The organism is Streptomyces sp. GbtcB7, assembly GCF_019091445.1.
Taxonomy (GTDB): domain Bacteria; phylum Actinomycetota; class Actinomycetes; order Streptomycetales; family Streptomycetaceae; genus Streptomyces; species Streptomyces mirabilis.
On sequence record NZ_JAGXJM010000016.1, the window covers coordinates 143738 to 169309 of the forward strand.

At 70.0% G+C, this 25572-nt stretch carries 23 protein-coding genes; 13 read left to right on the top strand and 10 right to left on the bottom strand.

What is annotated here, in order from left to right; genetic code table 11:
• Positions 1 to 68: 68 nt before the first annotated feature.
• Positions 69 to 857: a DUF3472 domain-containing protein gene (locus KVT44_RS25965; RefSeq protein WP_217568986.1), complete on the bottom strand. Its 789-nt coding sequence runs from the start codon at positions 855 to 857 to the stop codon at positions 69 to 71.
• 227 nt (positions 858 to 1084) lie between these two features.
• Positions 1085 to 2416 (bottom strand): hypothetical protein, encoded by a 1332-nt coding sequence (locus KVT44_RS25970; protein ID WP_217568987.1) that lies wholly within the window; start codon positions 2414 to 2416, stop codon positions 1085 to 1087.
• Between the two features lie 210 nt (positions 2417 to 2626).
• Between KVT44_RS25970 and KVT44_RS25975 the strand changes: the two genes are divergently transcribed.
• The 4 genes from KVT44_RS25975 to KVT44_RS25990 all read left to right on the top strand — a co-directional run bounded on the left by KVT44_RS25975 (position 2627) and on the right by KVT44_RS25990 (position 4564).
• A complete protein-coding gene (locus KVT44_RS25975; RefSeq protein ID WP_217568989.1) occupies positions 2627 to 2779 on the top strand; it encodes a hypothetical protein in 153 nt (50 codons plus the stop codon).
• Positions 2773 to 3207 (top strand): HEAT repeat domain-containing protein, encoded by a 435-nt coding sequence (locus tag KVT44_RS25980; RefSeq protein ID WP_217568991.1) that lies wholly within the window; start codon positions 2773 to 2775, stop codon positions 3205 to 3207. The genes KVT44_RS25975 and KVT44_RS25980 overlap by 7 nt, the downstream gene beginning before the upstream one ends.
• 125 nt (positions 3208 to 3332) lie before the next feature.
• A complete protein-coding gene (locus KVT44_RS25985; protein WP_217568993.1) occupies positions 3333 to 4046 on the top strand; it encodes a hypothetical protein in 714 nt (237 codons plus the stop codon).
• A complete protein-coding gene (locus tag KVT44_RS25990) occupies positions 4043 to 4564 on the top strand; it encodes a hypothetical protein (protein ID WP_217568995.1) in 522 nt (173 codons plus the stop codon). Before KVT44_RS25985 ends, KVT44_RS25990 begins: the two co-directional genes overlap by 4 nt.
• A gap of 36 nt (positions 4565 to 4600) precedes the next feature.
• Here KVT44_RS25990 and KVT44_RS25995 read toward each other — a convergent pair whose 3' ends face one another.
• From KVT44_RS25995 to KVT44_RS26005, 3 genes are all read right to left on the bottom strand, one after another.
• Positions 4601 to 5422 carry a class I SAM-dependent methyltransferase gene (locus KVT44_RS25995; protein ID WP_217568997.1) on the bottom strand — a complete coding sequence of 274 codons (822 nt, stop codon included), beginning with the start codon at positions 5420 to 5422 and terminating at the stop codon, positions 4601 to 4603.
• 11 nt (positions 5423 to 5433) lie between these two features.
• Positions 5434 to 6291, bottom strand: coding sequence for a class I SAM-dependent methyltransferase (locus tag KVT44_RS26000; protein WP_217568999.1), 858 nt, complete (start codon positions 6289 to 6291; stop codon positions 5434 to 5436).
• A 63-nt stretch (positions 6292 to 6354) separates the two neighbouring features.
• Positions 6355 to 7911: a hypothetical protein gene (locus KVT44_RS26005; RefSeq protein ID WP_254649872.1), complete on the bottom strand. Its 1557-nt coding sequence runs from the start codon at positions 7909 to 7911 to the stop codon at positions 6355 to 6357.
• Between the two features lie 220 nt (positions 7912 to 8131).
• Here KVT44_RS26005 and KVT44_RS26010 point away from each other — a divergent pair, with 220 nt between their 5' ends.
• Both KVT44_RS26010 and KVT44_RS26015 read left to right on the top strand, forming a co-directional pair.
• Positions 8132 to 8593 (top strand): MarR family transcriptional regulator, encoded by a 462-nt coding sequence (locus KVT44_RS26010; protein WP_308314113.1) that lies wholly within the window; start codon positions 8132 to 8134, stop codon positions 8591 to 8593.
• On the top strand, positions 8590 to 10368 hold the full coding sequence (locus tag KVT44_RS26015) for an MFS transporter (protein WP_217569001.1): 1779 nt from the start codon (positions 8590 to 8592) through the stop codon (positions 10366 to 10368). The genes KVT44_RS26010 and KVT44_RS26015 overlap by 4 nt, the downstream gene beginning before the upstream one ends.
• 80 nt (positions 10369 to 10448) lie before the next feature.
• Here KVT44_RS26015 and KVT44_RS26020 read toward each other — a convergent pair whose 3' ends face one another.
• On the bottom strand, positions 10449 to 11174 hold the full coding sequence (locus tag KVT44_RS26020; protein ID WP_217569003.1) for a GNAT family N-acetyltransferase: 726 nt from the start codon (positions 11172 to 11174) through the stop codon (positions 10449 to 10451).
• Positions 11175 to 11192: 18 nt separating this feature from the next.
• On the opposite strand from KVT44_RS26020, the gene KVT44_RS26025 reads away from it, so the two are divergent.
• Together KVT44_RS26025 and KVT44_RS26030 are read left to right on the top strand one after the other, a co-directional pair.
• The gene (locus KVT44_RS26025) at positions 11193 to 12140 is read left to right on the top strand and encodes a DUF4982 domain-containing protein (protein ID WP_217569005.1); all 948 of its coding nucleotides are present in this window, start codon (positions 11193 to 11195) and stop codon (positions 12138 to 12140) included.
• A gap of 210 nt (positions 12141 to 12350) precedes the next feature.
• Entirely contained in the window at positions 12351 to 13145 is a 795-nt protein-coding gene (locus tag KVT44_RS26030; protein WP_217569007.1) for a polysaccharide deacetylase family protein, read from the top strand.
• A 61-nt stretch (positions 13146 to 13206) separates the two neighbouring features.
• Here the strand turns inward: KVT44_RS26030 and KVT44_RS26035 are convergent, their stop codons facing one another.
• Positions 13207 to 14292 carry a sugar ABC transporter substrate-binding protein gene (locus KVT44_RS26035; RefSeq protein ID WP_217569009.1) on the bottom strand — a complete coding sequence of 362 codons (1086 nt, stop codon included), beginning with the start codon at positions 14290 to 14292 and terminating at the stop codon, positions 13207 to 13209.
• Positions 14289 to 16823, bottom strand: a complete 2535-nt coding sequence (locus KVT44_RS26040) for a SpoIIE family protein phosphatase (RefSeq protein WP_190171685.1) — start codon at positions 16821 to 16823, stop codon at positions 14289 to 14291. The genes KVT44_RS26035 and KVT44_RS26040 overlap by 4 nt, the downstream gene beginning before the upstream one ends.
• Before the next feature lie 181 nt (positions 16824 to 17004).
• Here KVT44_RS26040 and KVT44_RS26045 point away from each other — a divergent pair, with 181 nt between their 5' ends.
• The 4 genes from KVT44_RS26045 (at position 17005) to KVT44_RS26060 (ending at position 22432) form a co-directional block, all read left to right on the top strand.
• On the top strand, positions 17005 to 18093 hold the full coding sequence (locus KVT44_RS26045; RefSeq protein ID WP_217569011.1) for a substrate-binding domain-containing protein: 1089 nt from the start codon (positions 17005 to 17007) through the stop codon (positions 18091 to 18093).
• 38 nt (positions 18094 to 18131) lie between these two features.
• Positions 18132 to 18914 carry an ATP-binding cassette domain-containing protein gene (locus KVT44_RS26050; protein ID WP_217569013.1) on the top strand — a complete coding sequence of 261 codons (783 nt, stop codon included), beginning with the start codon at positions 18132 to 18134 and terminating at the stop codon, positions 18912 to 18914.
• Between the two features lie 5 nt (positions 18915 to 18919).
• Complete coding sequence (locus KVT44_RS26055; RefSeq protein ID WP_217569015.1) at positions 18920 to 20203, top strand: sugar ABC transporter permease; 1284 nt, start codon at positions 18920 to 18922, stop codon at positions 20201 to 20203.
• A gap of 177 nt (positions 20204 to 20380) precedes the next feature.
• Positions 20381 to 22432 carry a DUF1996 domain-containing protein gene (locus KVT44_RS26060; RefSeq protein ID WP_217569133.1) on the top strand — a complete coding sequence of 684 codons (2052 nt, stop codon included), beginning with the start codon at positions 20381 to 20383 and terminating at the stop codon, positions 22430 to 22432.
• Between the two features lie 145 nt (positions 22433 to 22577).
• On the opposite strand, the gene glpK is transcribed toward KVT44_RS26060, so the two are convergent.
• Positions 22578 to 24092, bottom strand: a complete 1515-nt coding sequence (gene glpK / locus KVT44_RS26065) for a glycerol kinase GlpK (protein WP_217569017.1) — start codon at positions 24090 to 24092, stop codon at positions 22578 to 22580.
• A gap of 42 nt (positions 24093 to 24134) precedes the next feature.
• On the bottom strand, positions 24135 to 24899 hold the full coding sequence (locus KVT44_RS26070; protein WP_060899177.1) for an IclR family transcriptional regulator: 765 nt from the start codon (positions 24897 to 24899) through the stop codon (positions 24135 to 24137).
• Positions 24900 to 25096: 197 nt separating this feature from the next.
• Here KVT44_RS26070 and KVT44_RS26075 point away from each other — a divergent pair, with 197 nt between their 5' ends.
• Positions 25097 to 25522 carry an ATP-binding protein gene (locus tag KVT44_RS26075; RefSeq protein WP_099924824.1) on the top strand — a complete coding sequence of 142 codons (426 nt, stop codon included), beginning with the start codon at positions 25097 to 25099 and terminating at the stop codon, positions 25520 to 25522.
• Positions 25523 to 25572 lie beyond the last annotated feature (50 nt).

Here is a 25572-nt window from a genome sequence, read left to right on the forward strand (position 1 = left end):
CTCCCCCCGAATTGAGAATAGGCTCCGGTCGGTTCGCGATGGGCCACAGGGGGCGCCCGAGCCTGATGTCACCGTCCGCCGAGTGTCACCTTGGCGGCCTTCGTCCACCCCAGGTCGACCAACTGCACGTTTCCGCCCGTGCAACGGCCGCGGGTCGACCGTTCGTACGTGGAGCCGTATCGGTAGGAGCCGTTGCCCTGTGCGTTCGCCGCGGGCTGGGTGAAGTAGGCGACCGACCGGGGCACCTTGTCGCAGGCGACGGCGGTGCCGAAGTACTCGCTGAAGTTGGACGGGACGCCGAGCAGGGTCTGGTTGCGCGGCACCCGGAGACTTCCGATGGCGGTGTCGACGCCTGTCTTCATGTTCCGGATCCACGCGCCCCACCACTGCCCTCCCGCGTCCGCGTTCAGGCGCCACACCCGGAGCCGGTAGTCGGTCTGCCGGTCGATGGCATAAGCGAGCCGGCAACTGAGTCCCGTTCCCTCGCCGCCGAACGGCCCGCAACTCCCCCTGCTGGCGTTGGCGTTCCACAGCGAGAAGATCGCCGTCTCACCGGTCGTGTGGTTGAAGCGCGTCCCGTCGGTCTGCAGGCCCATGTACCCGCCGTTGCCCGGTGTGGCCGTGAAGTCCCACATCATGGCCCAGTACGAGTGGTTCGCCTTCTGTGTGATCTGCACCCGCTGGTCGATGTTCCAGAACCCCTTGGCGCCGTGGAAGTTCCATATCGCGTACTCGTTGGCGTCCTGGTGCTGCGCGGCCTGTGCCGGCGCCGTGCTCAGCATGAGCACCGCGCAGACGGCCGCGACGAATCCCAGAATCCCGCGCGCCCGAGAGCGCCGGCCCCGTGGACGTGCCATTCCGCTGTTGATCGTCCCCACCCCCTGTTCACGCCGACCGCCCCCGCGTCGGCTGTCCGAACCCGGCGGTGGTCGTGCGCCACCACGCTAGGCGAACGGGCATAGAAGGCATAAGGGGCGCGGGGGGAAGTAATGGCACGCTGCCCGAGTGCTCCGTCACGCCCCCTTTACGGCGTCCACGCGTCGCACCTGCGCGTTCTCGTCCACGTCCTTCCCATGCGGTCGCGTCAGTCCTGCTCCTGGTAGGGAAGCTCTTCGCGTACGTTTCCGGAGTGGTCCAGGGCGACCAGGACGGCCGTGACGGGGCCGCGCTCCGGCAGGTCGGTGAGGTCGGGCCCGGCGATGAGGAACGTCCCTCCGGTGATTCGTGCCGCCAGGTCGGGCATGCCGTCGCGGCGCAGGACGACCGAGGCGATGTGGGCGTCTTCCACCAGGCCCACCACGGCGATGGTGCCGCTGGCGCCGTCCGCGAAGTCGTAGTACATCCGGGTGGCCGCGATGTCCTTTCCGACCACGGCGAAGTCCCGAACCGGACCCTGTTGAGGAGTGAAGTCGAACACGAACGGGTCCTCGGCACTCGCCCGGTCACCGGTGGTGTGCCAGACGAGCAGCTTGCCGTAGCGGCCGAGCCGGACTCGTTCGTGCGGTGTGAGATCGACGTGAGCACCGGGTCGCCACTGCTCCGGATCGACGATCGGAGGTGCGTCGGCCGCCGCGAGAACCGTGGTCAGATCCTCGGTGGCGAGCGCGGGGTCCTCGACGGCCGGTGCGGGCCGGTCCACGACGGCGGTCGCGCGCTCCGGCAGTGCCGCGACGGGCACGATCTCGCCCTTCGGGCTGCCGTTGGTCCGCAGAACGAGGCCGGTGGAGTCGACGAGGAACGCGTTGGGAGCCACGAACACACCGTCGGCGACCAACGTCCATCCCAGCGGGCGCCGGTCCGCGGGCCGTTCCACGACCAGGCTGCCGACCTCGGGTGCGACAACACCCGCGATGGTGCCGAACTCCGTGTGGAACGTCACCGACGCTCCTTCGCCGGCCGACGCGCCCACGCCGGGCTGGGACAACGTGACCCGCTTCGGAGTGAGTTCCGCGAACACCACTCCGTCCGGCGAGCCGAATGCGATCACCCTGACGCCGTTGCGGCGCGCGGTGAGCAACGGCTGCCAGTCGGCCGGATCGGGATGCGCACGCGTCGCGGCCGCGGCGCAGCGGCGTACGTCCGCCGTGGAGGCCCACCCGGTCCGCAGACGGTAGAATTCCTCCACCCTACGAGCGCCGGAGCGCCGTTGGTCACCGAGCGCCCCGGGATGCGCGGCGAGGTGCTGCCGCAGGCGCGGCCAACTCGGGAATCCATGCAGGCGGGCGATCACCAACTGCGCGGTGTCGAGGTTGAATTCGACCAGCGGATCCCGACTCTCAGGCGCGTGCCGCGCGACGAGCGCCAAGGCGGTGGGCTGCTGGGAGCGCACGGCCCGCCGCAAGTCCTTCGCCCGCTTCTTGAGCTGTTCCAGACTGGCGCGCTCGGGCAGGGGCACGGTCTTTGGTGTGGTCGGCACGGAGACTCCTTCGGTGAACCGGTGGTCCGCCGAACCGGCCGAAGGACGGTAGGCCATCATGACGCGCTCGTGTACACCAGGTGGGCTCTGCCCTTACCGCGGACCCGGAGGCGCCCCGCGCGCCCGTTCGACCACTCTACTGCGTCCCCTGCCCCGTCCGTCGACGATGCCCGCCCCCGAGGTCGCCGCCGGGGTCGGTAGGGTGCGGTCGTGCGCGCGCCCGAAGAGCTGAACGAGGTGGACTGGGCGGCCCTTGAGCATGCCTATGGGCCGGCCGGCGACGTTCCGGAGATGATCCGCGTCCGGTACGCGGAAGAGTCCCCGGAGACGGAGGGCATCGAGAAGCTCTCCTGGAAGTGCTGACCGGGCTCGCCGAGCTCGATGAGCGGGGAGTGCCCGCGCCGGAGTCCCTCGGTGGGCGGGTTCGCGCGGCGGTCCTGGCCGAACTTCCGCTGCTGATGGGGTGTTTGACCGACCCCGATCCCTTCGTGCGGCAGGCCGCGATCCGGCTGGCGTACGTCGGGACGCGTCCGGCCGACCCTGCCGTGGTCCGCACGCTCGCGGACCTTCACGAGAGCGATCCGTCCGCCTTGACTCGGGCCGACGCCCTTACCGCCCTCGCGCTGCTCGATCCTGATCCAGCGACCGTACGGGACCGCGAGGCCACGGCCCTTGACGACCGCGATCGGGAAGTCCGCCTGGCTGCCGCGCTGTCGGGCCTGGACCGGGCCGAACCTCCGTATCCCGCGGCCCTGATGGCGGTCGTCGCGACCGCGAGAACGAGCTCCTGACCGAGGATCCGGAGGGCGCGCTGAGCGTCGCGCGCGCATGGATCGCGGCCGGTGACACCCACCGATGGGGCTCCCGCCTGGTCGGACAAGTCGATCAGCGGTGGCGGGACCGTGAGGCACAGTGCGTGGCGGCGCTTGCCGAGGCACTGCCCCTGCACCAGGACGGCGCCGAGCGCTCCTCGATCGTGCGCGCGATCGCGGGCCTGATGCCCCGGGCCGGGGACCCCGGCAGCCGCGTCCGCGACCTGCTGCTCGCCGAGGCCGCCGGTGACGAGCAGGACTACGCGGCCGGCTCCCCGTACGCTCCCGGCGTCGCCGGCCGCGAGTCGAGCCGCGGGAAGGGGCACGGGCTCCTGTGGGTCGACGTCGAAGGCGCGGACGACGACCGTGCCGTTGTCCCGCACAGCGCCGCTGCCACGGTCACCGACGGCCCGGAAATCGTCCGACCCCGCTCCACGGGGCGGGAGCGGACGATCCGGGCAGCCCAACGGGCCCTGGCCCGCGCCGAAGTGGTCGAGTGCGCGCGCCTGGCGCTGGCGGGCTGCGGCGACCTGCGCCTGCTCGAACAGCCTGGCAACCTCAGCGGACCGGTCCTCGCCACGTTCCTCACCCACCACCGTGACGAGGCCCTGCCCCGCCTGCACCCGGTGCTTCCCGAGCTGATCGCCCGCGGCGGTGCGGAGCTGCTCGACGCCCTCGGACCCGACCTGGCCGCCGCGCACCTCCCCCAGCTCAAGCAGGCCCTGCGCGAGCACCCCACCGTCGCGGCCGCCCGTCTGCTGGGGGAACTCGGCCCGTCCGGCACGACGCCGAGACCACCGACCTGCTGGCCACCGTGAACCCCACGGCGCGGCACGACGTGCACGCGGAGGCCGCCGTTTCCAGGGCCCTGATCACCGGGAATGCCGAACCGGCCGTCGAGACCCTGCGCGACCTGCTGCGTACGCAGTCCCCGCCCGGCATCCTCCCTGCCGTCGGGCGGCTGGGCCCGCTCGGTGCGCCACTCGCGCCGGAGGTCATCGCGTTGCTCAACGACCCACGGGAGTACGGCCGTTCGCAGGCCGCCGACGCCTACTGGCGCATCACCGGCAACCCGCGGCCCGTGCTCCCCTTCCTCCTCACATGGGCCGCGCCCACCACCACCTACGCGTCGGACGACACCGCCTGGTACGACCGCCGTGATGCCCTGCGCGTCCTTGCCGGCATGCGGACAGCCGGCGCCCTCGCGACCACCCCGCCGGAGCTGCGGCCCCTGCTGGAGCTCTGTGCCACCTCTCCGCGTCGCGTCACGTGGAAGGACGACGACGAGCTGCGCGGTCTCGCCCGCATCCTCCTCGACGAGCCGATGCCATCCTGAAGCAACCCACAACCCACCACCGTCGCCCGCCGGCTTTCACGCCCGTGCCGGCTTGCGGGCCAGTTCGTAGGCGAAACCGACCGTCTCGGTGAGGCGGTCGTCGGCCGTGTGGCGGCTGAGTTCGGCGGTGAGGTCGGCGTCGAAGGCGGCGGCGTGGTCCGCGAGCACCGGCGGTGGCAGGAACGATGTCGACCGGATGTGTCCGGCGAGTTCACGGATCGTCCAGTGGTGCTCGACCGAGAACTCGTGGCGTCCGGCGGGCTGGAACCCGGCACGGGACAACACGTCGTGGTCAGGGTCCCGCTGCCTCGGCTGGTCCCAGCCGGGCGGAACGCGTCCGGCCGCGCCGAGGGCGTTCTGCCATGTGCGCAGCACGCCGGCGAGCGCCCGCTGCCAGTCCTGGGAACCCGCCCAGGGGGAGGTGGACCAGCACAGTGCGAGGCAGCCACCGGGCCTGAGCCAGCTGTGGGCGAGTCCGGCGACCGCGGCGCGGCGGAGCCGGTGGAAGGCATTGCCGATGACGATCGACTCGAAGCTGTCCGGCCCGGCCGGCAGATCCTCGGCGCCGACGGTGATCGTACGGATGTGGGCCGCGCCGACGGCGATCGCCTTGGCGCGGACCACTTCGGTCATGCCGGGTTCGGCGTCCACGCACCACACCTCCGCGTACGAGCCGCGCAGCGGGAAGGCGAGTTGGCCGGTGCCGCATGCCAGGTCGAGCAGGCGCCCATGCCCCGAGGGGGCCGCCCGGCGTACGAGATCGGCGATCATCGCGTCGGGGTAGGGAAGCCGGAACCGGTCGTAGTAATCGGCCGTACCTCGGTAGAGATCGGGCTCGAAACTCACGTCACCTGCCATGCGAACACCCGTCAGGTAGTCGCCAGCAACAGATCTTCTCCGCTCGACGGGCGAAGGCCGTCGGTCCGATCGGCGAAGTAGCGTTCGGCGAGGACGGTTCCCGACACGTGGTGGACGCCCTTGAAGCCGGCGTCACGGGCCATCGCCAGCATCTCCTGCGGGGCGTAGAAGCTGCTGAACGGCGTTCCGGCCGCTTGCGCCTGTGGCTTGGTCGCCTCGAGTGCGGGGCGGTCGGCGTCATCGACGAGTTCGGCCGGAAGCATGAAGGTCATGGCGAGCGTCGAGCCGGGGGCGAGCAGGGCGAGCCGCCGCAGGGTCGCCGCGGTGGCGTCTTTGGTGAGGTACATGGTGACGCCGGTGCAGGCGACGACCGTCGGCCGGCCGGGATCGAAGCCGGCGTCGGACAGCTGATCCCACCAGTCCGCCCCCGCCTCGAAGTCGACCGGCACCAGTCGCAGCCAGTCGGGGATCCCGTAGCCGAGTTCGATCAGGCGTCGGCGCTTCCAGGCCTGGGTGCCCGGCTGGTCGATCTCGAACACGCTCAGGCGGGCGGCGATCTCGGGCCTGCGCTGGGCGAAGGTGTCCAGACCGGCGCCCAGCACGACGTACTGGGCGACGCCGTGGCCGACCTGCTCGGCCACCAGGTTCTCGATGAATCGAGCTCGGGCCACGATGGCCGCCCGGAACCCGCTGGTGCCCCGCGGGTCCATGTCCGGGCGGAGCCGCCATCCCTCATCAGGTGCCGCCAGTCGCAGCCCGATCTCGTCCTCGATCACGTGGGGCGGCGAGTCGACCCGCACGTGCATCGCCCGCCAGAGGGCGACGCGCACCGCGGTGCTGTCCGGTACCTCGCTCTGCTCGTCCGCCACGATGCCCCTCTCCTTGCGATCAGTCTCCGAGTCGGGGCAACGACCATCCCACACACGGAGGCGTCAGTAGCCGAAGCTCGTCGTGTAGGCGCACTCGGTGTAGATGTAGCCGGACCTCAGCTTGGCCGTGTCCGAGGCCGGGGACTTCCCGGTTCCGCTCCGGGCCTTGTGCGCGAAGTACGTGGTGCCCGCGGGCAGTCGGATGGTCCGTTGCGGATAGTTCTTCCCGCTGTCGTTGCACGGTGTGAAGCCTCGCACGAGCGTGCTGGTGAGGGAGTAGGACGTGCAACTCCCGCAGGCTTTGAGAGGGAAGCTTCCCGTCACCGGCCCCGTGTACATCACGGTGATGTCGTCGGGGCTGTCGTTCTTGACGGTGACGGAGATACTGCCGCCGGATGCCGTCGTGGGCAGTCTCTTGCCCGCGGCGGGCACCGTCTGGGCGATTTCCGCCGCGATGGCGATCTTCTGGGCGCGGGCTCGGTTCGTGTGGTGCGGATTGTTCTTGACGAAGTCGTTCATCGTGGTGACGGCCTCGTCGAAGCGCCCGTGCTTGTACTGGTCCACTCCGCAGGCGTACGTACCCGAGTCCGCGGTCGTGTCGGCCCGGTCGGCGTCCTTGCCGAGGTCCGCGGCCACCCCCGCCTCTTCTCCCGGCAGCGCACGGACCTGGGTACCCAGGCTGTTGAGGTGCTGGACGGCCGTGCAGGGGTCGCCGCCGGCCACCTGTTTCACGGCCTTGTCGACCGCCGTCTTGACCGCCGGCTCCACCTTCGCGGCCGACGCGGACCGCGGGAACGTCGTCAGGAGATCGCTGAAGTGCGTGGTCCAGTCCGCCTCGCCACCGCTGAGCGACTGCGACGCGCACTCGTAGAGCGAGGTCGCCAGCCGATCGTCGGGCCACGTGGACAGTGCTCCGAGTTCCCGCTTGCCCATGGTCCTGGGTACGGTGCGCAGGTACTTCAAGGGCGCTATGGCGTCGCAGTAGTTCTTCTGGTCGAAGGGCGCACCGACTGTGGCGTAGTACGTCTTGAGCCGGTCGGGGACCCGGGCGGCCGCGCGGGAACCGGGATGGTCGCCGCGCAGGCCCCGATAGACCGCCAGTGCCCGGCGGTAGTCGGCCTCCGCCGTCGCGAACGGCTGCTTGCCGGCGGTCTGGACGAGCTTGTCCGCCCGCTCCAACCGGTCCATGAGCATCGCCTCGGTGGCCTCGTCACGCGCGCCGTCGTAGAGGACGACGCCTCCGGTCGGCACGGCCAGAAGGACGACCCCGAGCGCGATCGCGAGCCAGGCGCGCGGCGGCCACACCAGACGGGTCCGCAGACCCACGACCGCACCATGAACGGCCGCGAGACCGAGGAAGACCAGGTAGACGACGACGGCTGCGCCCGGGACGCCGTCCGGGTCCGCGGGAAGGGCCATCAAGAGCAGCAGCGCGGTCGCGACCCAGCACAGCGCCATGAGTCCCCGCCGGCGCACCAGCGCATAGCCCAGGCCCAGTCCGCACAGGTTCAGCAGTGCCACCGCGGCCGCTCGCAGCCCGTCAGCCGGAGCGGGCGGCGGTGCGCTCGGCATCGGCGGTACGACGAATCCGGCGCGCGGGCCGTTGTTGTCCCAGGACATGACGGCTCCCCCAGTCAATCACGCCCGAAGTTCTATGACTTGTCAGAGTACGTTCAATCGTTCGGGCGCGACAGAGGGTGCGCCGCGGCAGTGCGGCACACGGGAAGCGGAGTGTCGTCGTCGGGGATCACCCTGCCGCGTCGAAGATCACCCGTCCGGTCATTACTAACATTTGATTGGCCAGCCCAGACTGATAAACCTATTGTTAGTACTTGTGCAGGTGGATATAGAAGCAGGTACCGATCACACCCACGGACCGAGCGACACCGTCCGGCTCGCCTCCGACCTGCGCCTCGCCGTGGGACGTATGACCCGGCGACTGCGCCAGGCCCACGCCGTGGGAGACGTGTCACTCTCCGGCGTTTCGGTGCTCGCGCGGCTCGCCGCCGACGGCCCCAGCTCCCCGGGATCCCTCGCCGACCTGGAACGCGTACGGCCACAGGCGATGGCCAGCACGCTCGCCGTACTCGAACAGCGCGGGCTCGTCGGTCGTGGCCCCGACGCGGCGGACGGGCGACGGATCATCGTGGCGATCACCGAGGAGGGACGGGCCATGCTGGCGGAGCGGCGCTCCGAGTCCGTACACCGGCTCTCGGCCGTCCTCGACGAGTTCACCCCGGAGGAGCGCGGGACACTCGCGTCGGCCCTGCCCCTCCTCGACCGACTGGCGGAACGGCTGTGACCGCGCAAACCTCGCGCTGGACGCGTCGGAAGGACACCCCCGCGGGCCCCGGCTACAAGTGGGTCGCCCTGTCCAACACCACGCTCGGCGTACTGATCGCCACGATGGACGCCTCCATCGTGATCATCTCGCTGCCCGCGATCTTCCGCGGGATCGGGCTCGACCCGCTCGCGCCCGGCAACATCGGCTATCTGCTCTGGATGATCCTGGGCTATCTCCTGGTGTCGGCCGTACTCGTCGTCGTCCTCGGCCGACTCGGCGACATGTACGGCCGGGTCAAGATCTACAACCTCGGTTTCCTCATCTTCGCCTGTGCCTCCGTCGCGCTGTCCCTCGACCCCTTCCGGGCCGGCGCCGGCGCGATGTGGCTGATTCTCTGGCGCATCGTGCAGGCCTTCGGCGGCTCCATGCTCACCGCCAACTCGGCCGCGATCCTCACCGACGCCTTCCCCACCCGGCAGCGCGGCATGGCCCTCGGCATCAACCAGATCACCGCGCTCGCCGGCCAGTTCCTCGGCCTCCTCGCCGGTGGCCTCCTCGCCGCCGTCGACTGGCGCGCGGTGTTCTGGGTGAGCGTGCCGATCAGCATCACCGGCACCATCTGGTCGTACCTGAGCCTGCGCGAGACCGCGGCGGGGCGCCCCGGCCGCATCGACTGGCTGGGCAACATCACCTTCGCCGCGGGCGCCGGAATCCTGCTGGCCGGCATCACCTACGGCATCCAGCCCTACGGCTCCGACGCCACCGGCTGGGGAAATCCGTGGGTGCTCAGCGGCCTGATCGGCGGCGTCGTACTGCTGCTGCTCTTCTGCTACGTCGAGTCGCGCGTCGCCGACCCCATGTTCACCCTGTCGCTGTTCAAGATACGGGCGTTCGCCGCGGGCAATCTGGCGGCGCTGCTGACCGCGATCGCACGCGGCGGGCTGCAGTTCATGCTCATCATCTGGCTGCAGGGCATCTGGCTGCCCCTGCACGGCTACGCGTTCGAGGACACCCCGCTGTGGGCGGGCATCTTCATGCTGCCGCTGACGCTCGGCTTCCTGATCGCGGGTCCTGTGTCGGGGTACCTGTCGGACCGGTTCGGCGCCCGGATGTTCTCCACGACCGGCCTGGTCGTCGTCGCGGTTTCCTTCCTCGGGCTGCTCGCGCTGCCCATCGACTTCGACTACGGGCTCTTCGCGGCGCTGCTCCTGCTCAACGGGCTGGGCCAGGGCATGTTCTCCGCGCCGAACACGTCCTCGATCATGGGCAGCGTGCCGCCCGAGTACCGGGGCGTCGCCTCGGGCATGCGCTCCACGTTCCAGAACTCGGGCACCGCCCTGTCCATCGGTGTGTTCTTCTCCCTGATGGTCTCCGGACTGGCCTCATCCCTGCCCGGGGCGCTCAGCAGCGGACTCCAGGCGCACGGCGTACCGGCCGGCACCGCCGAGCATGCCGCTTCGCTGCCGCCTGTGAGCACGTTGTTCGCCACGTTCCTCGGCAACAACCCCATCGAGCACCTGCTCGGATCCGGTGGAACCCTCACCCACCTCACCGCGGCCCAGCACGCCACCCTGACCGGTCACACCTTCTTCCCGCAACTGGTCTCCGGCCCGTTCCACCACGGACTGGCCATCGTCTTCAGCGTCGCCGCGGGCATGGCGCTGGTCTCCGCCCTCGCCTCGGCCCTACGCGGCGGGCCGCGTCCCGCTCCGGACAACCCACCGCAGAGCCGACCGCCCGCTGCGGCCGGCCCGGCACCGGCGGAACAGCGCCGGAACAACGCACCCTCGTAGGAGCGGGTCGTCGCCCAGGCCGGCCGTGCGACTCCGGTACGGGCGGCCCGAGAACGGCCGTCGACCGCTTCCGGACGATCTCAACCGGCGATCTCAACGCTGAGTTGGAAGCCCAGTTCCTCGAAACCCAGTACGGCGGCAACACGCCGGGAGGCGGGAGGCCGGGCGCGCCATTGCGGCAGGAGCCCGGCAGCAAGGGCATGCGCGACCGTCGCCGAGCCCGTCACCCGGGCCAGCCCCCGTCCTCGCGCTCCTGGCGCCGTCAGCACGCCGACGTGCGCGGTCCGACTCGGCCAGGCCCGATACCCGGCAGCGGCAACCACCTGACCGTGCTCTCGGACCACGAACACGGGCGACGTGATCTCGTCCAATGCGGCCTCGCCGGCGTCCTCACGACCTGCCGCCCGCTCCAGAAGCCGCAGTTCCGGGTGACTGGCCGGCAGTTGCTCCACCGTCCACGCACCGGCTTCCACCGGACGGAAAGCCTCCGGAGACACGTACGCCAGCGCTGCCGGCCCCAGCACCCGGGCCACGGGCAGCACCTCCCGGACCGCAACGCCATCCACGACGTCTTCCACCGGCAGACCCGCCACCGCGTCGCGAACGATCGCGGCGGCACTCTCGCTCGGCACGGTCGCGATCGCCGATCCGCCCAGGGCGACCACTCCGACCCAGCCGACCGGGCACATCCCGGACTCCGGGGAGACCACCACGTCCACACCGCCCGTCGGCGCGAACGACACCGGCACTTGGGCCAGGCCCTCCCACAGCCCACGGGCTCTGACCAGCAGCGGTTCCCTCGACATGGCTCCCATCCTGTCAGCATGCCCCAGCTCCCACGATCGTCCGGCCGAAGCCCCGACGGCGGCGCGGAGAAGCGGGTCGGTCACGACGCCGTCGAGGACTGGCGCGGAGCCCCCGGTGGCGGCGTATCGCGGCGTCGGGACTGTCTCGGAGAGTCCGGGATCGGCAAGACGCCGATGGCGCCCGAGGGGACGGCCGCGGGCATCGGCGACCAGGACGTCATGCCCGGATGGTCGACCGGCCGACGCAAACCGCAGAACCACTGGCGGGCGGCCGTGTCCGGCGTCAGCCCGGTGGAGATGCTGGTGGAGCGTCCGACGCTGCCGGGGACCGAGCAAGTGGCCGTCTGGTGGGGCTACTTCGACGAGTTGGCGAGCTGGACCTGGGACGTCGAGCCCGGCCGCCCGATGACGGTTCACGTCTACACGCCGGGCGACAGTGTGCGGTTGCTGCTCAACGGTGCCGAGGTCCCGGGCGGCGCCGCGACTCCCGAGCGTGCCACGGCCACGTTCACCGTGCCGTACGCCCCCGGCGAGTTGACGGCGGTCGCCGGCCGCGACGGTGAGGAGATCGGCCGAACGACGCTCGGGACGGTGGGCGCTCCGGCCGCGTCGCGGCTCGTTCCGGACGTCACGGATCTCACCACGAGCCGAGACGACCTCGCGCACGTGCTCGTCGAAGTGACCGACAGCCACGGCCGTCTCGTCCCCGACGCGACGCTCAAGGTGATGTTCCAGGTCGACGGCGCGGGTGAGCTCGCCGCCGTGGGCAACGGCAATCCGCACAACGTCGACAGGTTCCGACAACCACGCCGCCACACCTGGCACGGGCAGGCACTCACGATCCTCCCGCCCGCGAAGAGGCCGGGTCGCGTCACCCTCACCGCGAGCGCACCCGGACTGCGACCGGCGGCACTCGCGCTGACAGTCGGTCAGCAGCGAGCCCGCTCGGACCGAGGTCAGCCGTAGCCCGGGCCGCATACCGGAGGAGGGGGTCGGGGTCACCAACGCCGGGCTCGCCGCCGCTCGTTCGGAGGACTTTCCCTGCGTGGTGTCGCCGCTCTGTCTCCGAATCCCCGCGGAATTGTCCGTGATCGGTAACGGACGCATCCCCCGGCGGCCCATCACCGTCCTCACGGGTGCACGAGATCCACAAGGACGACGAGGAGTGGGGCGGACATGTCGCGGCATGGGGGACGGGGTTGGCACGGGCGGGTTCTCGCGGCGGCGGTCGGGGTGACGGCGGCGGCCGCCGCCACCTCGTTGTGGACCGCGCAGGCCAATCCCGTCGACGGGCAGCACACGCCGGCCGGCAGCTCGGCGCACTCCGGCGCACCGAACGCCGGGTCCAAGGCTCCGGGCGGGAAGCCGGTGTCGGTGGACATCGCCCATTCCTCGGACCGCGGGGCCCGCGGTGTCAACATCACCATCGACGACGGACCGGACCCCACGTGGACGCCGCAGGTCCTCCAGGTGCTGCGGGACAACGGCGTGAAGGCCACCTTCTGCATGGTGGGCACCCAGGCCCAGGCCCACCCGGACCTGGTCAAGGCGGTGGTGGCCGCCGGGCACCGGCTGTGCGACCACACCGTCTCGCACGACACCACCATGGACACCAAGTCCCAGGCCTACCAGTCCCAGCAGATCCTGGACGCCGAACGCATGATCACCCAGGCCTCCGGGGGCGTCCGGCCGGAGTACTACCGCGCCCCGGGCGGCGCCTTCACCCCCTACAGCCGCCACCTCGCCGCCTCCCACGGCATGCGACCGCTCGGCTGGAACGTCGACTCCAAGGACTTCGAACACCCCGGCACCGGCGCCATCGTCGCCACCGTCAAGAGCGAGATCTCCAACGGCCCGACCATCCTCTTCCACGACGCCGGCGGGGACCGCTCCCAGACCGTGGCCGCCCTGCGTGAGGTCCTGCCCTGGCTGAAGCAGCAGGGGTACTCCTTCGGCTTTCCCGTGCGCTGAGTACCCGCCACTCGTCCTCTCAGCGGGAGAGTCCGGCCTTTCAGCGGGTGAGTCCGACCCTTCAGCGGGTGAGTCCGGCCTTTTCGCAAGCGGGCCGGAGCTCGGCTGTGCAGATCTCGTCGACCCTGTAGATGCCGTCCTTGAGGAGCGTCGTCTTGATCTTGTCCACCGTCACCGCCCTCGGCATGAGCAGGACGGAGGGGATGTGCCTGGTGGTGGGGCTGTCGGTCGTCGTCGTGGCGATCCCGCGCAGGTCCTCCCCGCGTCCCAGGGCGACGGCCATGGCGGCGGCCGCGTCGGCCTCCGCCTTGAAGGGTTTGTAGACCGTCATGTACTGCTCGCCCCTGACGATGCGCTGCACGGCGTCGAGGTCGGCGTCCTGGCCGGTGACGGGAGGAAGGTGCTTGACCCGGGCGCTCTTGAGAGCGGAGATGACGCCCGCGGCGATGGTGTCGTTGGCCGCCAGGACGCCGTCGATCCGGTCCGGGCCCAGGGCCGCCATCGCGGCGGACATGTTGGCGTGGGCGCTGTCCATGCTCCAGCCCTGGGTGTCGTACGCCCTTCCGATCCTCACCTTGCCGGAGACGACGGACAGTGCGCCGCTACGGAACCAATCCGCGTTGGGGCTGCTCGGATCGCCGTTCATCATGACGACGTTTCCGCCGTTCGCCTTGTCACCCATGGCCTTCAGGAGCGCCTCGCCCTGGAGCCTGCCGACCTGCGCACCGTCGAAACTGACGTAGCCCGAGATCGGGCCTTCGGCGAGCCGGTCGTAGGCGACGACCGGGACATCCGACTCGTGCGCCTCCTGGATCGAGGAGCGCAGTGCCCTGGTGTCGGTGGCGTCCAGGATGAGGACCCTGACCCCTTTGGTGATCATGGAGCTCATCTGTTGCCGCTGCCTCATCGCGTCGTTCTGGGCGTTGGCGTACTCCAAGGTGCAGTGGGGGCACAGTTGTTTCAGCCGCTTCTCGATCAGCGGCTTGTCGGACCGCTCCCAGCGGGGGACGGTTCGGCTCGGGAGCAGCAGGCCGACGGTGAAGCTGTCCTTGCCCCTCTCCTCTTCCAGTTCTTCGCAGGCGGCCAGGGACGTCGTCATGAATCCCGCGACGAGCACCGCGACGACCTGCCGTGTACGGGTCCTCATGGCAGACCCCCTCGCTCCGTCCGGGGCCCCGAGTCCACGTGAGCCTGCTCGCAGTGCGGCACGACCAGCTCGCTCCACACCTGCTTGCCGCCGGCCACCGGCACGGAACCGAAGGACTCCGACATCGCTTCGACCAGCAGCAGACCTCGGCCGCCGGTCGCGTCCCAGTCCACGATCACCGGCTTGGCCGGGGCACGCGGCGAGCAGTCGCTCACGCTGACCCGCACCCGGTCTCCGCGCAGCATCAGGTCGACGCGGACCGGGCCCTGAGTGTGCACGAGGCCGTTGGTGACCAGTTCCGACACGACCAGCAACGCCGTGTCGGTCACTTCTTCGACCTTCCACCGACGCAGCGCGCGTGCGGTGAAACGGCGTGCGTGCATGACGGCGTCGGGCAGCCGCCACACCGCCCAGCCGGCCCGTATCGGTCGGGTCTTCATGCCGTCGTAGCGCAGCAGCAACAGCGCCACGTCGTCCTCACGAGGGTCGAGTTCGCCGAGCAGTTCGTCGGCCATTTCCCCCGGATCCGCCGGATCAGCCGCGGCGAGCGCGGTGCGGGTCCGGTCCATGCCCTCGTCCAGCGGCAGGTCGACGGCCTCGACCAGGCCGTCGGTGACCATGACGATCACCGTGCCGGGGGCCAGCGCGCAGGTGGTCATGGGGAACTCCGCGTCCGCGAGGATGCCCAGCGGGAGTCCGCCCTCGACCTGTACCTCCTCGGTCCTGCCGTCGGGGTGGCGCACCAGCGGTGCGAGGTGCCCGGCCCGTACGAACAGGGCGTTGCCCTCCTCCATGTCCAACTCGGCATAGCAGCAGGTGGCGAACAGATCGGTCTCCATACCGACGAGGAGCCGGTTGGCGTGCGAGACGACCACGTCGGGCGGATGGCCCTCCACGGCGTACGCCCTGATCGCGGTACGCATCTGACCCATGATCGTCGCGGCTCCGGCGCTGTGTCCCTGCACGTCGCCGATGACCAGCGCCACCCGGTCCTCGGAGAGGGCTATGACGTCGTACCAGTCACCGCCCACCTGCAACCCCCGCTTTGCGGGCAGATAGCGGGCGACGGCCGTCCCGCCGGGCAACTCGGGCAGGCGCCGGGGCAGGAGACTGCGCTGCAGCATCGTCGCGAGCTCCTGTTCGGCGTCGTGTGCGCGCGCACGTTTGAGTGCCTGTCCCACCAGTGCCGCGGTGGCGGTCAGCAGGAACCGCTCCTCGGGGACGAACTCGTGCGGCTGGTCCCAGCCGACCAGGCACACGCCGGCGACCCAGCCCTTGGCGGGGAGCGGCAGGACGGCCAGACCTCCGGCGCCGATGCCCGCGAGTCCGGGTTCGAGGGCCGCGCCGGCGGACCACAGATCCATACGTCCGTCCCGCAGAGCCATCTGAAGGGTGGGCAGGGCGCTGACCGGTGCGTCGGGCCACTCCGAACGCCACTCGGAACGCCACCACTGCGGCCAGGCGGCGGGCTCGGGCGGATCGAGCACGGTGACGGCGAGCCGGTCGTCCTGCAACTCGGCGAGCGCCACCCGGTCGGCGCCCAGCGGCTCACCCAGCGCGGTGACCACCACCCGGCTGACGTCACGGACCGTTACGGCATCGTCGAGTGCGGCAGTCAGCCACTGGATCCTGGACACGTCGTCGGCGCTCTGCCGTAGGACCGAGGTCGCCGTCACCACACCCCGTACCTGCTCCGGCCGGCCGTCGAAGCCGGCCACCACCTGGCAGCTCAGGCTCAGCCAGCGCATCTCACCGGTCGGGCGGCGGACACGGAACTCCAGCTCCCGCCGGCCGACCGTCTCGGTCGAGGGTTCCAGGACCGACATCAGCGCGTGCATGTCCTCCGGGAGGGCATGCGCGAGCAGGGTGTCCGCCTTGCCGTCGAAGTCGTCAGGCGTGATGCCGGCCAGCTCGAGCAGCGTCTCGTCCGCCTCGATCAGGCCGGTGTCCGGCGTGATGACGAAGGAGCCGACGCACAGACTCCGCAGGGCCGGACTCAGTAGCGGCGACGGAGCGGGCCGGCCGGTTCCTGTCCGGAGCACGGCGAGGACCGCGTCGGCGTACTGCTCCAGGAAGCGGCGTTGTTCGGGCTCGAAGCCGTCCGTCGAATCCCCCACGACGACGAGGCAGCCAAGGCGACCGCGCTCCGTCCCGAGGGGCAGTGCGGCGAGCGACGTCTCCGGCCGCGGGGGCGTGGGCCCGCCCGTGGAGTAGGAGGCGAGCGCCTCGGAAGTGAGCCACAGTGGCCGGCCGGTGCGAAAGGTATGCGCCGCGGGTGAGTCGCCGGACAGCGGCAAACGCTCCGGCAGCCCGTACTCGCAACGGGCGCATCCGGCCGTTTCCACCAGCCGAAGCTCCTGATTCCCGGGACCGGGCAGGTAGACCGCTGTCAGTGCCGCCCCCACGAACGTCAGGGCCCGCTCGCTCGTGACCGCCTCCGGCACCGGAGGCGGTGAACCGGTGTCGGCGGCGTCGGCCTCGCGTGCCCGTGGCTCCGGGACCCCGGTCCGGGCACGGCCGTCATGAGGCATGTCGGCGACCTACCTCCCGTCGATGCGTCAGGTGCCGACGGATGGAAATCAGGCACCCGCACACCAGAATCGTATATGGGTATCAATAGGACATATTCATCAGCCGGTGTCACACTTACGACGTGGTCGTCCTGCCACCGGGCCCTCGCCGCGCGAGGTGAAGGACAGGGAGGTCTCTCGCATGAAGGCCTGCATCCGGGGCGCGGCCGTCGTCGTGACCGCGATCTCGACGGCCGTCGCTCTCACGGCCTGCGGGCACGACGCCGGGAGCGGCTCCGGCGGTGGCAACCACCTGACGATCGGTGTGCTGCTGCCCGACGCCACCACGACTCGTTGGGAGACACAGGACACGCCACTGCTCACGAAGAAGATCACGGAGCTGTGCCACGACTGCACGGTCGAGCACGTCAACGCCAAGGGCGATGTGGCCACCCAGCAGGAGCAGATGGACTCGATGATCACCAGGGGGGTCGATGCCATCGTGCTCGTGGCCGTCGACGCCAGATCGCTCGGTGTCGCGGTCAAGAAGGCCCATGCGGCAGGTATCCCGGTCATCGCCTACGACCGTCTCTCCGAGGGCCCGATCTCCGGTTATGCCTCCTTCGACGGCGAAGAGGTCGGCAGGCTCCAGGGCAGGGCACTGCTGAAGGCGATGGGCGCCAAGGCGCGCACCGGCGCGATCGTCATGATGAACGGCGATCCCAGTGACCCCAACGCGGTGGCGTTCAAGAAGGGCGCGCTGTCCGTGCTCAACGGGAGAGTGAGGATCGGCAAGGCGTACGACATCCTCCAGTGGCGGCCGGAGACCGCGAACCTCGACATGTCCGGCGCCATCTCCGCCCTCGGCGTCTCCACCATCCACGGGGTCTACGCCGCCAACGACGGCCTCGCCGCCGGCAGCATCTCCGCCCTCAAGGCGAACAAGGTCGCCCCACTGCCTCCCGTCACCGGGCAGGACGCCGAACTGGGAGCCCTGCGGCGCATCGTCGCCGGCGATCAGTACATGACCGTCTACAAACCCTTCGCACCCGAGGCTTCAGCCGCCGCGGCCATGGCCGTGGCCGCGGCCCGCCATGAAAACCTCGACCGGGTCGCCACGGGCAAGGTGAGGACCCGCGACGGGAGGACGGTTCCCGCCACCATGCTCACCCCCGTGTCCGTGACCGTCGGCAACATCAAGAACACCCTGGTGAAGGACGGCGTCTACACGATCCGGCAGATCTGCACCCCCCAACTCGTGGCCGCCTGCGGCAAGGCGGGGCTCACCTGACAGGCAGGTACCGAGCAGGTCCGGGCCCCGGGAAGGAGATGGTGACCGTGCCGACTCCCCCCTTGCTGGCGCTGCGTGGCGTGTGCAAGCGCTACGGCGTCGTCGAGGTGCTCACCGACATCGAACTGGAGATTTACGCCGGCCAGGTCGTCGCTCTCCTGGGGGACAACGGGGCCGGCAAGTCCACCCTCGTCAATGTCATCTCCGGCGTCGCCCCCGCGGACAAGGGCACCATCGAGTGGGAAGGACGGGCGGTCCCCATCAAACGCCCCCACGACGCCCGGGACCTCGGTATCGCCACCGTCTACCAGGACCTCGCGCTGTGCGGGAACCTCGATGTCGTCGGCAACCTCTTCCTCGGGCGCGAGATCCGCAGGTTCGGGTTCCTCGACGAGGTGGAGATGGAGCGCCGTACCAGGCACCTGCTGGAACGCCTGACCAAAGGTGTCCCCGATCTACGGGTCCCCACCGTCTCACTCTCCAGTGGCCAGCGGCAGACAGTCGCCATCGCCCGCTCGCTCCTCGCCAACCCGCGGGTTCTCCTCCTGGACGAACCGACCGCGGCTCTGGGATTCGAGCAGACGCGCGAGGTCCTGGACCTCGTCGACCAGCTGCGCGACCGCGGCCTGGGAGTACTGCTCATCAGCCACAACATGGGCGACGTCAAAGCTCTCGCGGACCGGGCCGCCGTGCTGCGGCTCGGTCGCAACAACGGCTTCTTCGACGTGAACACCGCATCTCAGGAACAGATCATCTCCTCCGTCACCGGCGCCACGGAGAACGAGCCCCACCGGATGGCCTCCCACGAGTCGGGGTGGTGAAAGGGATGCGCAGGACGGCGGACAACGCTCGGGCCGAACCCACCGAACCCGACGCCGAGGCCCCGCAGCCCCGCCGCGGGCAGGCCTTCGTCCGCGCCGTCGTCCGTGTCGTCGATCGCTGGGCCGCCGTCGCCCGGCGCAGGCTCAGCGCCGGCGAACTGGGCTCACTGCCCGTCGTCCTCGTCCTCGCCGTGGTCTGGATCACCTTCCAGTCCCTGAACCAGAGCTTCCTCTCGCCCCGGAACCTGTCCAATCTCAGCGTGGACGTCGCGGGCACCGGTCTCATCGCGGTCGGCGTCGTCTTCGTCCTGCTGATCGGTGAACTCGACCTGTCAGTCGGCTCGATCAGCGGTCTCGCGGCGGCCGTCTTCGCCGTTCTCAACGTGAACAACGGCGTGCCCGAATGGCTTGCCGCCATCATCGGGGTGCTCACGGGTACCGCGGCCGGAACCATCCAGGGCTTCTCCTTCGCGAAAACCCGGGTGCCGGCGTTCGTCGTCACGCTCGCGGGACTGCTCACCTGGAACGGCTTCATGCTGTACGTCCTCGGGACCAGCGGCACCGTCAACCTCGACGAGAACGGGCTCGTCGCCAAGCTGACCAGCTACTACTTCACCAATGACGCCGTCGCCTACGGCCTGGCGGCGATCGCCGCGGCCATGGTCTTCCTCGTGTGCTACCAGGAGAGGCGGCGCCGCAAGACCGTCGGCATGCCGTACCGCTCGCTGCGGGGAATCGTGGCGCGCACCGGAGTACTCGCGGTGATGGCGTTCACCGGCGCGTATCTGCTCAACCGTTTCCAGGGCCTGCCGCTCGCCCTCCTGATCTTCCTCGTCGTGGTGGCCGGCCTGGACATCGTGCTGCGCCGCACGCACTACGGGCGGCAGATCTACGCACTCGGCGGCAGCGTCGAGGCAGCCCGTCGCGCCAGTCTCAGTGTCACGGGGGTGCAGACCGCGGTGCTCGCGATCTCGGGCACGATGGCCGCGATCGGTGGTCTGTTCCTGGCCTCGCGCATCACCTCGGTGAGCCAGAGTTCGGGCTCGGGCGTCCTGCTGCTCAATGCCATCGCGGCAGCTGTCATCGGGGGCACCAGCCTGTTCGGAGGACGCGGCACGACCTGGTCTGCCGCGCTCGGCATGCTGATCATCCAGTCGATCGCCTCGGGCATGGCGCTCACGGACACCCCCGCTGCCGTCCAGTTCATCATCACGGGCGGGGTGCTCTTCGCCGCGGTGGTCATCGACTCGCTGTCACGCCGCTCGCAGAAGGCACACGGGCGGGCTTGACGGGTGTGGGCCGAGATCATCGTGGCAGGTTTGGCCGCGAGCTACGAGGCTGCTGTGAATTCGTGCGGTGTTTGAACGCTACCGGGCTCGCCTGCGTATGGGACGGGGGATTTCCATGCCTGGCCTGCCACGGGACGTAGGAGTACACACGTGAGACGCAACACGCGCAGACGCCCCATGGGGGCACAGCGTGCAACTTTTGCCGCAGCCGCACTGATACTGGGCGGAGGAGGGCTGGTAGCGGTCAATGTCTACGCTTCAGCGACCGAGAGCGGCTCGGCCGGTGCGCCCGGTCAGGCGAACCCGAGCAACCAGACCTGGTCGGGAGCCGCCACGATCGACTGTCCGGACGTGGGCAGCAAACTCGCCGAGGTGCCACAGCAGGCGCGGGCGGACGTCGACAAGGAACTCGCCCTTCTCGACCAGCAGGTCTCCGAGGCGTACGCACGAATGTCCTCGGAGCAGCAGGCCAAGGCACAGGACGCGGACTTCGTCCAGAACGCGATCCTCGGTCCGCTGAAGGAGAAGCGGGGCGCGGTCATCGACCGCATCAAGACCGACTTCAAGAACGCGGGCGCCGAAGCCCCGAACTCGCTCGACGCTCTGGCCACCTGCACCGCGGTCCCCGCGGACCAGACCCAGAACAACGCCGGTGGCCAGAACGGCAACGGCCAGCAGCAGAACAACAACGGCGGCCAGCAGGGCGGGCAACAGGGCGGTGGCCAGCAGGGCGGCGGCGCGAGCGCCGTCAGCGGCCCCGTCGCAGCGGACTTCGTGGACATCACGACGCTCCAGCCGAACGTGCCGCAGAAGCCGGGCAGCGGCGGCAACGCCTCGACCGGCACGTTCACCAGCTCGTGCGGTGTGAACGCCAACAAGAAGTTCAACACCGACAACGTGATCGTCGCCCCCGGTGTCACCAACGGCGCCCATCACCTGCACGACTACGTCGGCAACCAGTCGAACGACGCGTTCGCCACGAACGACGATCTCGCCAAAGCCGCGACCACGTGCCAGAACCAGGGCGACAAGTCCACGTACTACTGGCCGGTGCTCCGAGTGCAGGACGGCACGCAGGAGTTCGACGCCGACAAGAACGGTGGCGGCCTGGAGGGCAACGTCGGGAAGGTCCTGCAGGCGAAGCAGGCGCAGATCGAGTTCATCGGCAACCCGCAGAGCAAGGTCGTCGAGATGCCGACGTTCCTGCGCATCATCACGGGCGACGCGAAGGCGTTCACCAACGGCCCCGCGAACGCCAACGCCCACTGGAGCTGCACCGGCTTCGAGGACAAGGTGCAGCTGACGGACAAGTACCCGATCTGTCCCCAGGGCAGCAGCGTGGTGCGGTCGTTCGCCTTCCAGAGCTGCTGGGACGGTCAGAACATCGACAGCGCCAACCACCGCACGCACGTCGCCTTCGCCGACGCCAACGGCAACTGCGCGGGCGGCTTCAAGGCGATCCCGCAGCTGACGATGCGCCTGGTCTACGACGTTCCGGCGCCGACCCTCGAGAACGGCCAGGTGAAGAACCCGTACGCCGTGGACGGGTTCCCGGAGCAGGTGCACAAGGCGATCACCGACCACGACGACTTCATCAACGTCTTCGACGCATCGCTCATGCGGGAGATGGTGGACTGCATCAACGCCGGGCGACAGTGCGGCGACGGTGCTGGTGGAGGGGCCGGCGGCGGTGCTGGTGGCAACGGCGGTGCTGGTGGCGGCGGTGCCGGCACGGGCGAGCCGTCGCAGGGCGAGCCGTCCCCGAGTCCTGACGCCTCGTCCGGCGGCAACGACGCGACAGCCTCCGCAGCCCCCACGGACACGCAGACCACGCAGCCTCCGGCCGGTACGCCCGGCACCACCGAGCCGACGCGCGGCGGTCAGACCACCGGCACCGGCACTGTCGTCGTGCCCAAGGCGGACACGTCACCCTCGGCCGCGGCGAGCGACACGGCCGCCGCACCGCAGGGCGGCGCGCACGAGCACCACGGCAGCGAAGCAACCCACCGCGCGCAGACGCCGGCTGCGGGCGCGGACGCCCCGTCCACGCAGGCGACAGCGCAGGACACGTCACAGGCAGGTTCGCAGTCGCAGTCGCAGACCGAACCGCAGGCGGTCACCGGCGATCTGGCCGACACCGGCACGAACCTCTGGCCGGCCGCGGCCGGAGGGGTTCTCGTGATCGCGGGCCTGGTGCTCCTGCGCCGCATCCGGCGCAGCTCCGTGTAACAACACCCTCGGGGTAACGACACCCCCGGGCCGCACACACCGCGCCGCCCGTACCCGTACTCCGCGGGTACGGGCGGCGCGGTGTTCGGCGTTCCCGGCCACCCGCGGACGGGCACTCCGGCGCGCGGTCGACGTCGCCCGGGAATCACCTGGGCCTCGGCGGTTTGATCCACCCCAGCGACCGCTCGACGGCGCGCTGCCAGTTGTCGTACTCCAGGTCCCGCCGCTCGGAGTCCATGTCCGGCAGCCACTGGGCGGCCCGGTGCCAGTTACGGCGCAGCACTTCCAGGTCCGGCCAGTAGCCGGAGGCAAGCCCCGCGGCGTAGGCGGCGCCCAGGGAGACCGTCTCGGCGACCATGGGCCGCACCACGGGCACATCGAGCACATCGGCCACGAACTGCATGAGCAGGTTGTCCGCTGTCATGCCGCCGTCCACCTTGAGCTCCTTCAGCGGGACCGAGAAGTCGGCGTTCATGGCGTCGACGACCTCGCGCGTCTGCCAGCCGGTGGCCTCCAGGACGGCTCTGGCCAGGTGTCCCTTGGTGATGTAGGAGGTGAGACCGACGATGACACCGCGTGCGTCGCTGCGCCAGTGGGGTGCGAAGAGACCCGAGAACGCGGGGACGATGTAGCAACCGCCGTTGTCCTCGACCGTCCGCGCGAGGGTCTCGATCTCCGGAGCGCTGTTGATCAGTCCCAGACGGTCACGGAACCACTGGACCAGCGAGCCGGTGACGGCTATCGATCCTTCCAGGGCATAGACCGGGGGCTGGTCCCCGATCTTGTAGGCGACGGTCGTGAGGAGTCCGTGCCGGGACCGCACGAGATCGGTACCGGTGTTGAGCAGCAGAAAGCTGCCCGTTCCGTACGTGCACTTCGCCTCACCCGGTGTGAAGCAGGTCTGGCCGAACAGGGCGGCCTGCTGATCACCGAGGGCTGCCGTGATGCGGACACCCGGGAGGACCGAGCGGGCATCCCCGTAGCCCTCGGCCGAGGACCGGATCTCGGGCAGCATGGGGCGGGGAACCCCGAAGAACTCCAGCAGCTCCTCGTCCCAGGTGAGGGCCCGGATGTCCATCAGCATGGTGCGACTGGCGTTGGTGGCGTCGGTGATGTGCAGGCCACCGTCCGCGCCCCCGGTGAGGTTCCAGATCAGCCAGGTCTCCATCGTGCCGAACAGCACCTCGCCGTCCTTGGCGCGCTGATCCAGTCCGTTCACATGGTCGAACAGCCAGCGGATCCGCGGTGCCGAGAAGTAGGTCGAGGGGGGCAGACCGCAACGCTCGAGAAAGAATTCGTCCCCGGGCCGGATTCTCAGGTCCTCGACGAGCGGTGCCGTACGCGTGTCCTGCCAGACGATCGCCCTGCCCAGCGGCGCACCCGTCCGCCGATCCCACAGCACCGTCGTCTCGCGCTGATTGGCGATACCGATGGCGGCGACCTCTCCCGCGCCGACACCGGCGTCGGAGAGCGCCTCGGGCATGATGCGCCGCAGATTGCGCCAGATCTCGACGGCGTCGTGCTCGACCCAGCCGGGCTTGGGGAAGTGCTGCTGATGCTCCCGCTGGACGACCGACACCAGCCGCCCGTGGTGGTCGAACAGAATGCATCGGGTGGAGTTGGTGCCCTGATCGATGGACATCACATACCGTTCAACCATGATCCGGTCTGCCTTCCGATGTGTCGAGGAGGCGGGGTTCTCCTAGCGTGCTGCTCCCAGATCTCTGGAGATCGCCCGTGCGGCCTCGCGGAGCAGGGTGATCAGGTTCGGCCGGGGACGGCCGTGGCTGTCACAGATCCTCTCGACCGGGCCGGAGAGGCCGACGGCGCCCACGACGAGGCCGCCGTGCCCCCGGATCGGCGAGGCGATACCGGCTTCCCCCATGCTCATCTCCTGGATCTCCGCGGCCCAGCCGACTTCCCGGACCTCGGCGAGCGCCCGGGTGAGTTTCTCCGGTGCGACCAGGGTGTGCCGGGTGTAGGCCTCCAGCCCGGCTTCCGAAGCCGACTCGAGGGACGCGGTCCCGTACGCCAGCAGCACCTTGCCGAGCGAGGAGGCGTGCAGAGGCAGCAGTGAACCCACGTCCAGGGTCTGGAGGGTGTCGTCCGGCCGGAACACGTGATGGATCACGAGGACCTGGCCCTCGAAGGGGGTGCCCAGGCGGACCGCTTCCCCACTACGGGCGGCCAGGGCATCGGCCCAGTTGATGGAGCGCGACCGCAGCTCATTGATGTCGAGGTAGCTGGTGCCGAGGTGCAGCAGCGCCGCGCCGAGCTGGTACTTTCCGGTCGACGCGTCCTGCTCCACGAAATCCACGTGCTGGAGGGTGCGGAGAATGCCATGCGCCGTGCCCTTCGCCAGCCCGAGCGAGGCCGCCACCTCGCCGAGCCCGAGTCGACGGGGCCCACCGGCGAGCAGACGCAGGATCGCCGCCGCCCGTTCGATCGACTGGACTGGGCCGGCCATGAGGCGAGCCTAGTACCGCCACGGAGGGTTCGCTTTATGTGCAGGCCACCGCCGGTTCACCACCGGGCGAAGGTGAGCGTTCGGTAATGGCGACCGCCGTTCATTGACCGGCCCCACTTCGCTTCCTACCGTTCACTGAGGCCCGGCAACGCGCGCTGAGGCTCGGCACCCGCCGACAGCGCTCCGGAGGAGAAGACATGGCGGCACAGCTCAATACGATGCTTCGGGAGGCGGTCGAACACGTCGGCCCGCTGCCCCACGTCGCCGAGGTCGTTTCGGCCGCACGCCGGCGGGTGAAGGCGGTCCTCGCCGACTGGAACGTGTCCTGTGAGATCGCCGAGGACTGTCTCCTGGTGGTCTCGGAGCTGCTCACCAACGCGATCGTCCACGCCCTGCCCCCGGCGGAGCTGCGGCTGTCCTGGGTACGGGCCGAGGGGCTCAGCACGCTGCGCGTCGAAGTCACCGACGCGGGATCCGCGCTTCCGGCCGGACAGTCGCCCCCGGGAATCGATCCGGACGAGCACGGCCGGGGCCAGGAGATCGTCCACGCGCTGGCGGCTCGGCACGGCATACGTGTCCACTCCGGCGGGATCACTCGGTGGGCCGATCTCGTCGCACCCTGAGAGCGAAACTCTCGTTGGCGAGAACGCGTGTCTCACTCCATGTGAAGCGA

Coding starts and splice junctions, on each gene's coding strand:
- KVT44_RS26070 (WP_060899177.1), bottom strand. CDS start 24,899: ATGGCCGGCCCAGTCCAGTCGATCGAACGGGCGGCGGCGATCCTGCGT.
- KVT44_RS26030 (WP_217569007.1), top strand. CDS start 12,351: ATGTCGCGGCATGGGGGACGGGGTTGGCACGGGCGGGTTCTCGCGGCG.
- KVT44_RS26005 (WP_254649872.1), bottom strand. CDS start 7,911: ATGTCCTGGGACAACAACGGCCCGCGCGCCGGATTCGTCGTACCGCCG.
- KVT44_RS26045 (WP_217569011.1), top strand. CDS start 17,005: ATGAAGGCCTGCATCCGGGGCGCGGCCGTCGTCGTGACCGCGATCTCG.
- KVT44_RS26060 (WP_217569133.1), top strand. CDS start 20,381: ATGGGGGCACAGCGTGCAACTTTTGCCGCAGCCGCACTGATACTGGGC.
- KVT44_RS25965 (WP_217568986.1), bottom strand. CDS start 857: ATGGCACGTCCACGGGGCCGGCGCTCTCGGGCGCGCGGGATTCTGGGA.
- KVT44_RS26035 (WP_217569009.1), bottom strand. CDS start 14,292: ATGAGGACCCGTACACGGCAGGTCGTCGCGGTGCTCGTCGCGGGATTC.
- KVT44_RS26040 (WP_190171685.1), bottom strand. CDS start 16,823: ATGCCTCATGACGGCCGTGCCCGGACCGGGGTCCCGGAGCCACGGGCA.
- KVT44_RS26050 (WP_217569013.1), top strand. CDS start 18,132: ATGGTGACCGTGCCGACTCCCCCCTTGCTGGCGCTGCGTGGCGTGTGC.
- KVT44_RS26025 (WP_217569005.1), top strand. CDS start 11,193: ATGCCCCAGCTCCCACGATCGTCCGGCCGAAGCCCCGACGGCGGCGCG.
- KVT44_RS26055 (WP_217569015.1), top strand. CDS start 18,920: ATGCGCAGGACGGCGGACAACGCTCGGGCCGAACCCACCGAACCCGAC.
- KVT44_RS25995 (WP_217568997.1), bottom strand. CDS start 5,422: ATGGCAGGTGACGTGAGTTTCGAGCCCGATCTCTACCGAGGTACGGCC.
- KVT44_RS26075 (WP_099924824.1), top strand. CDS start 25,097: ATGGCGGCACAGCTCAATACGATGCTTCGGGAGGCGGTCGAACACGTC.
- glpK (WP_217569017.1), bottom strand. CDS start 24,092: ATGGTTGAACGGTATGTGATGTCCATCGATCAGGGCACCAACTCCACC.
- KVT44_RS26020 (WP_217569003.1), bottom strand. CDS start 11,174: ATGTCGAGGGAACCGCTGCTGGTCAGAGCCCGTGGGCTGTGGGAGGGC.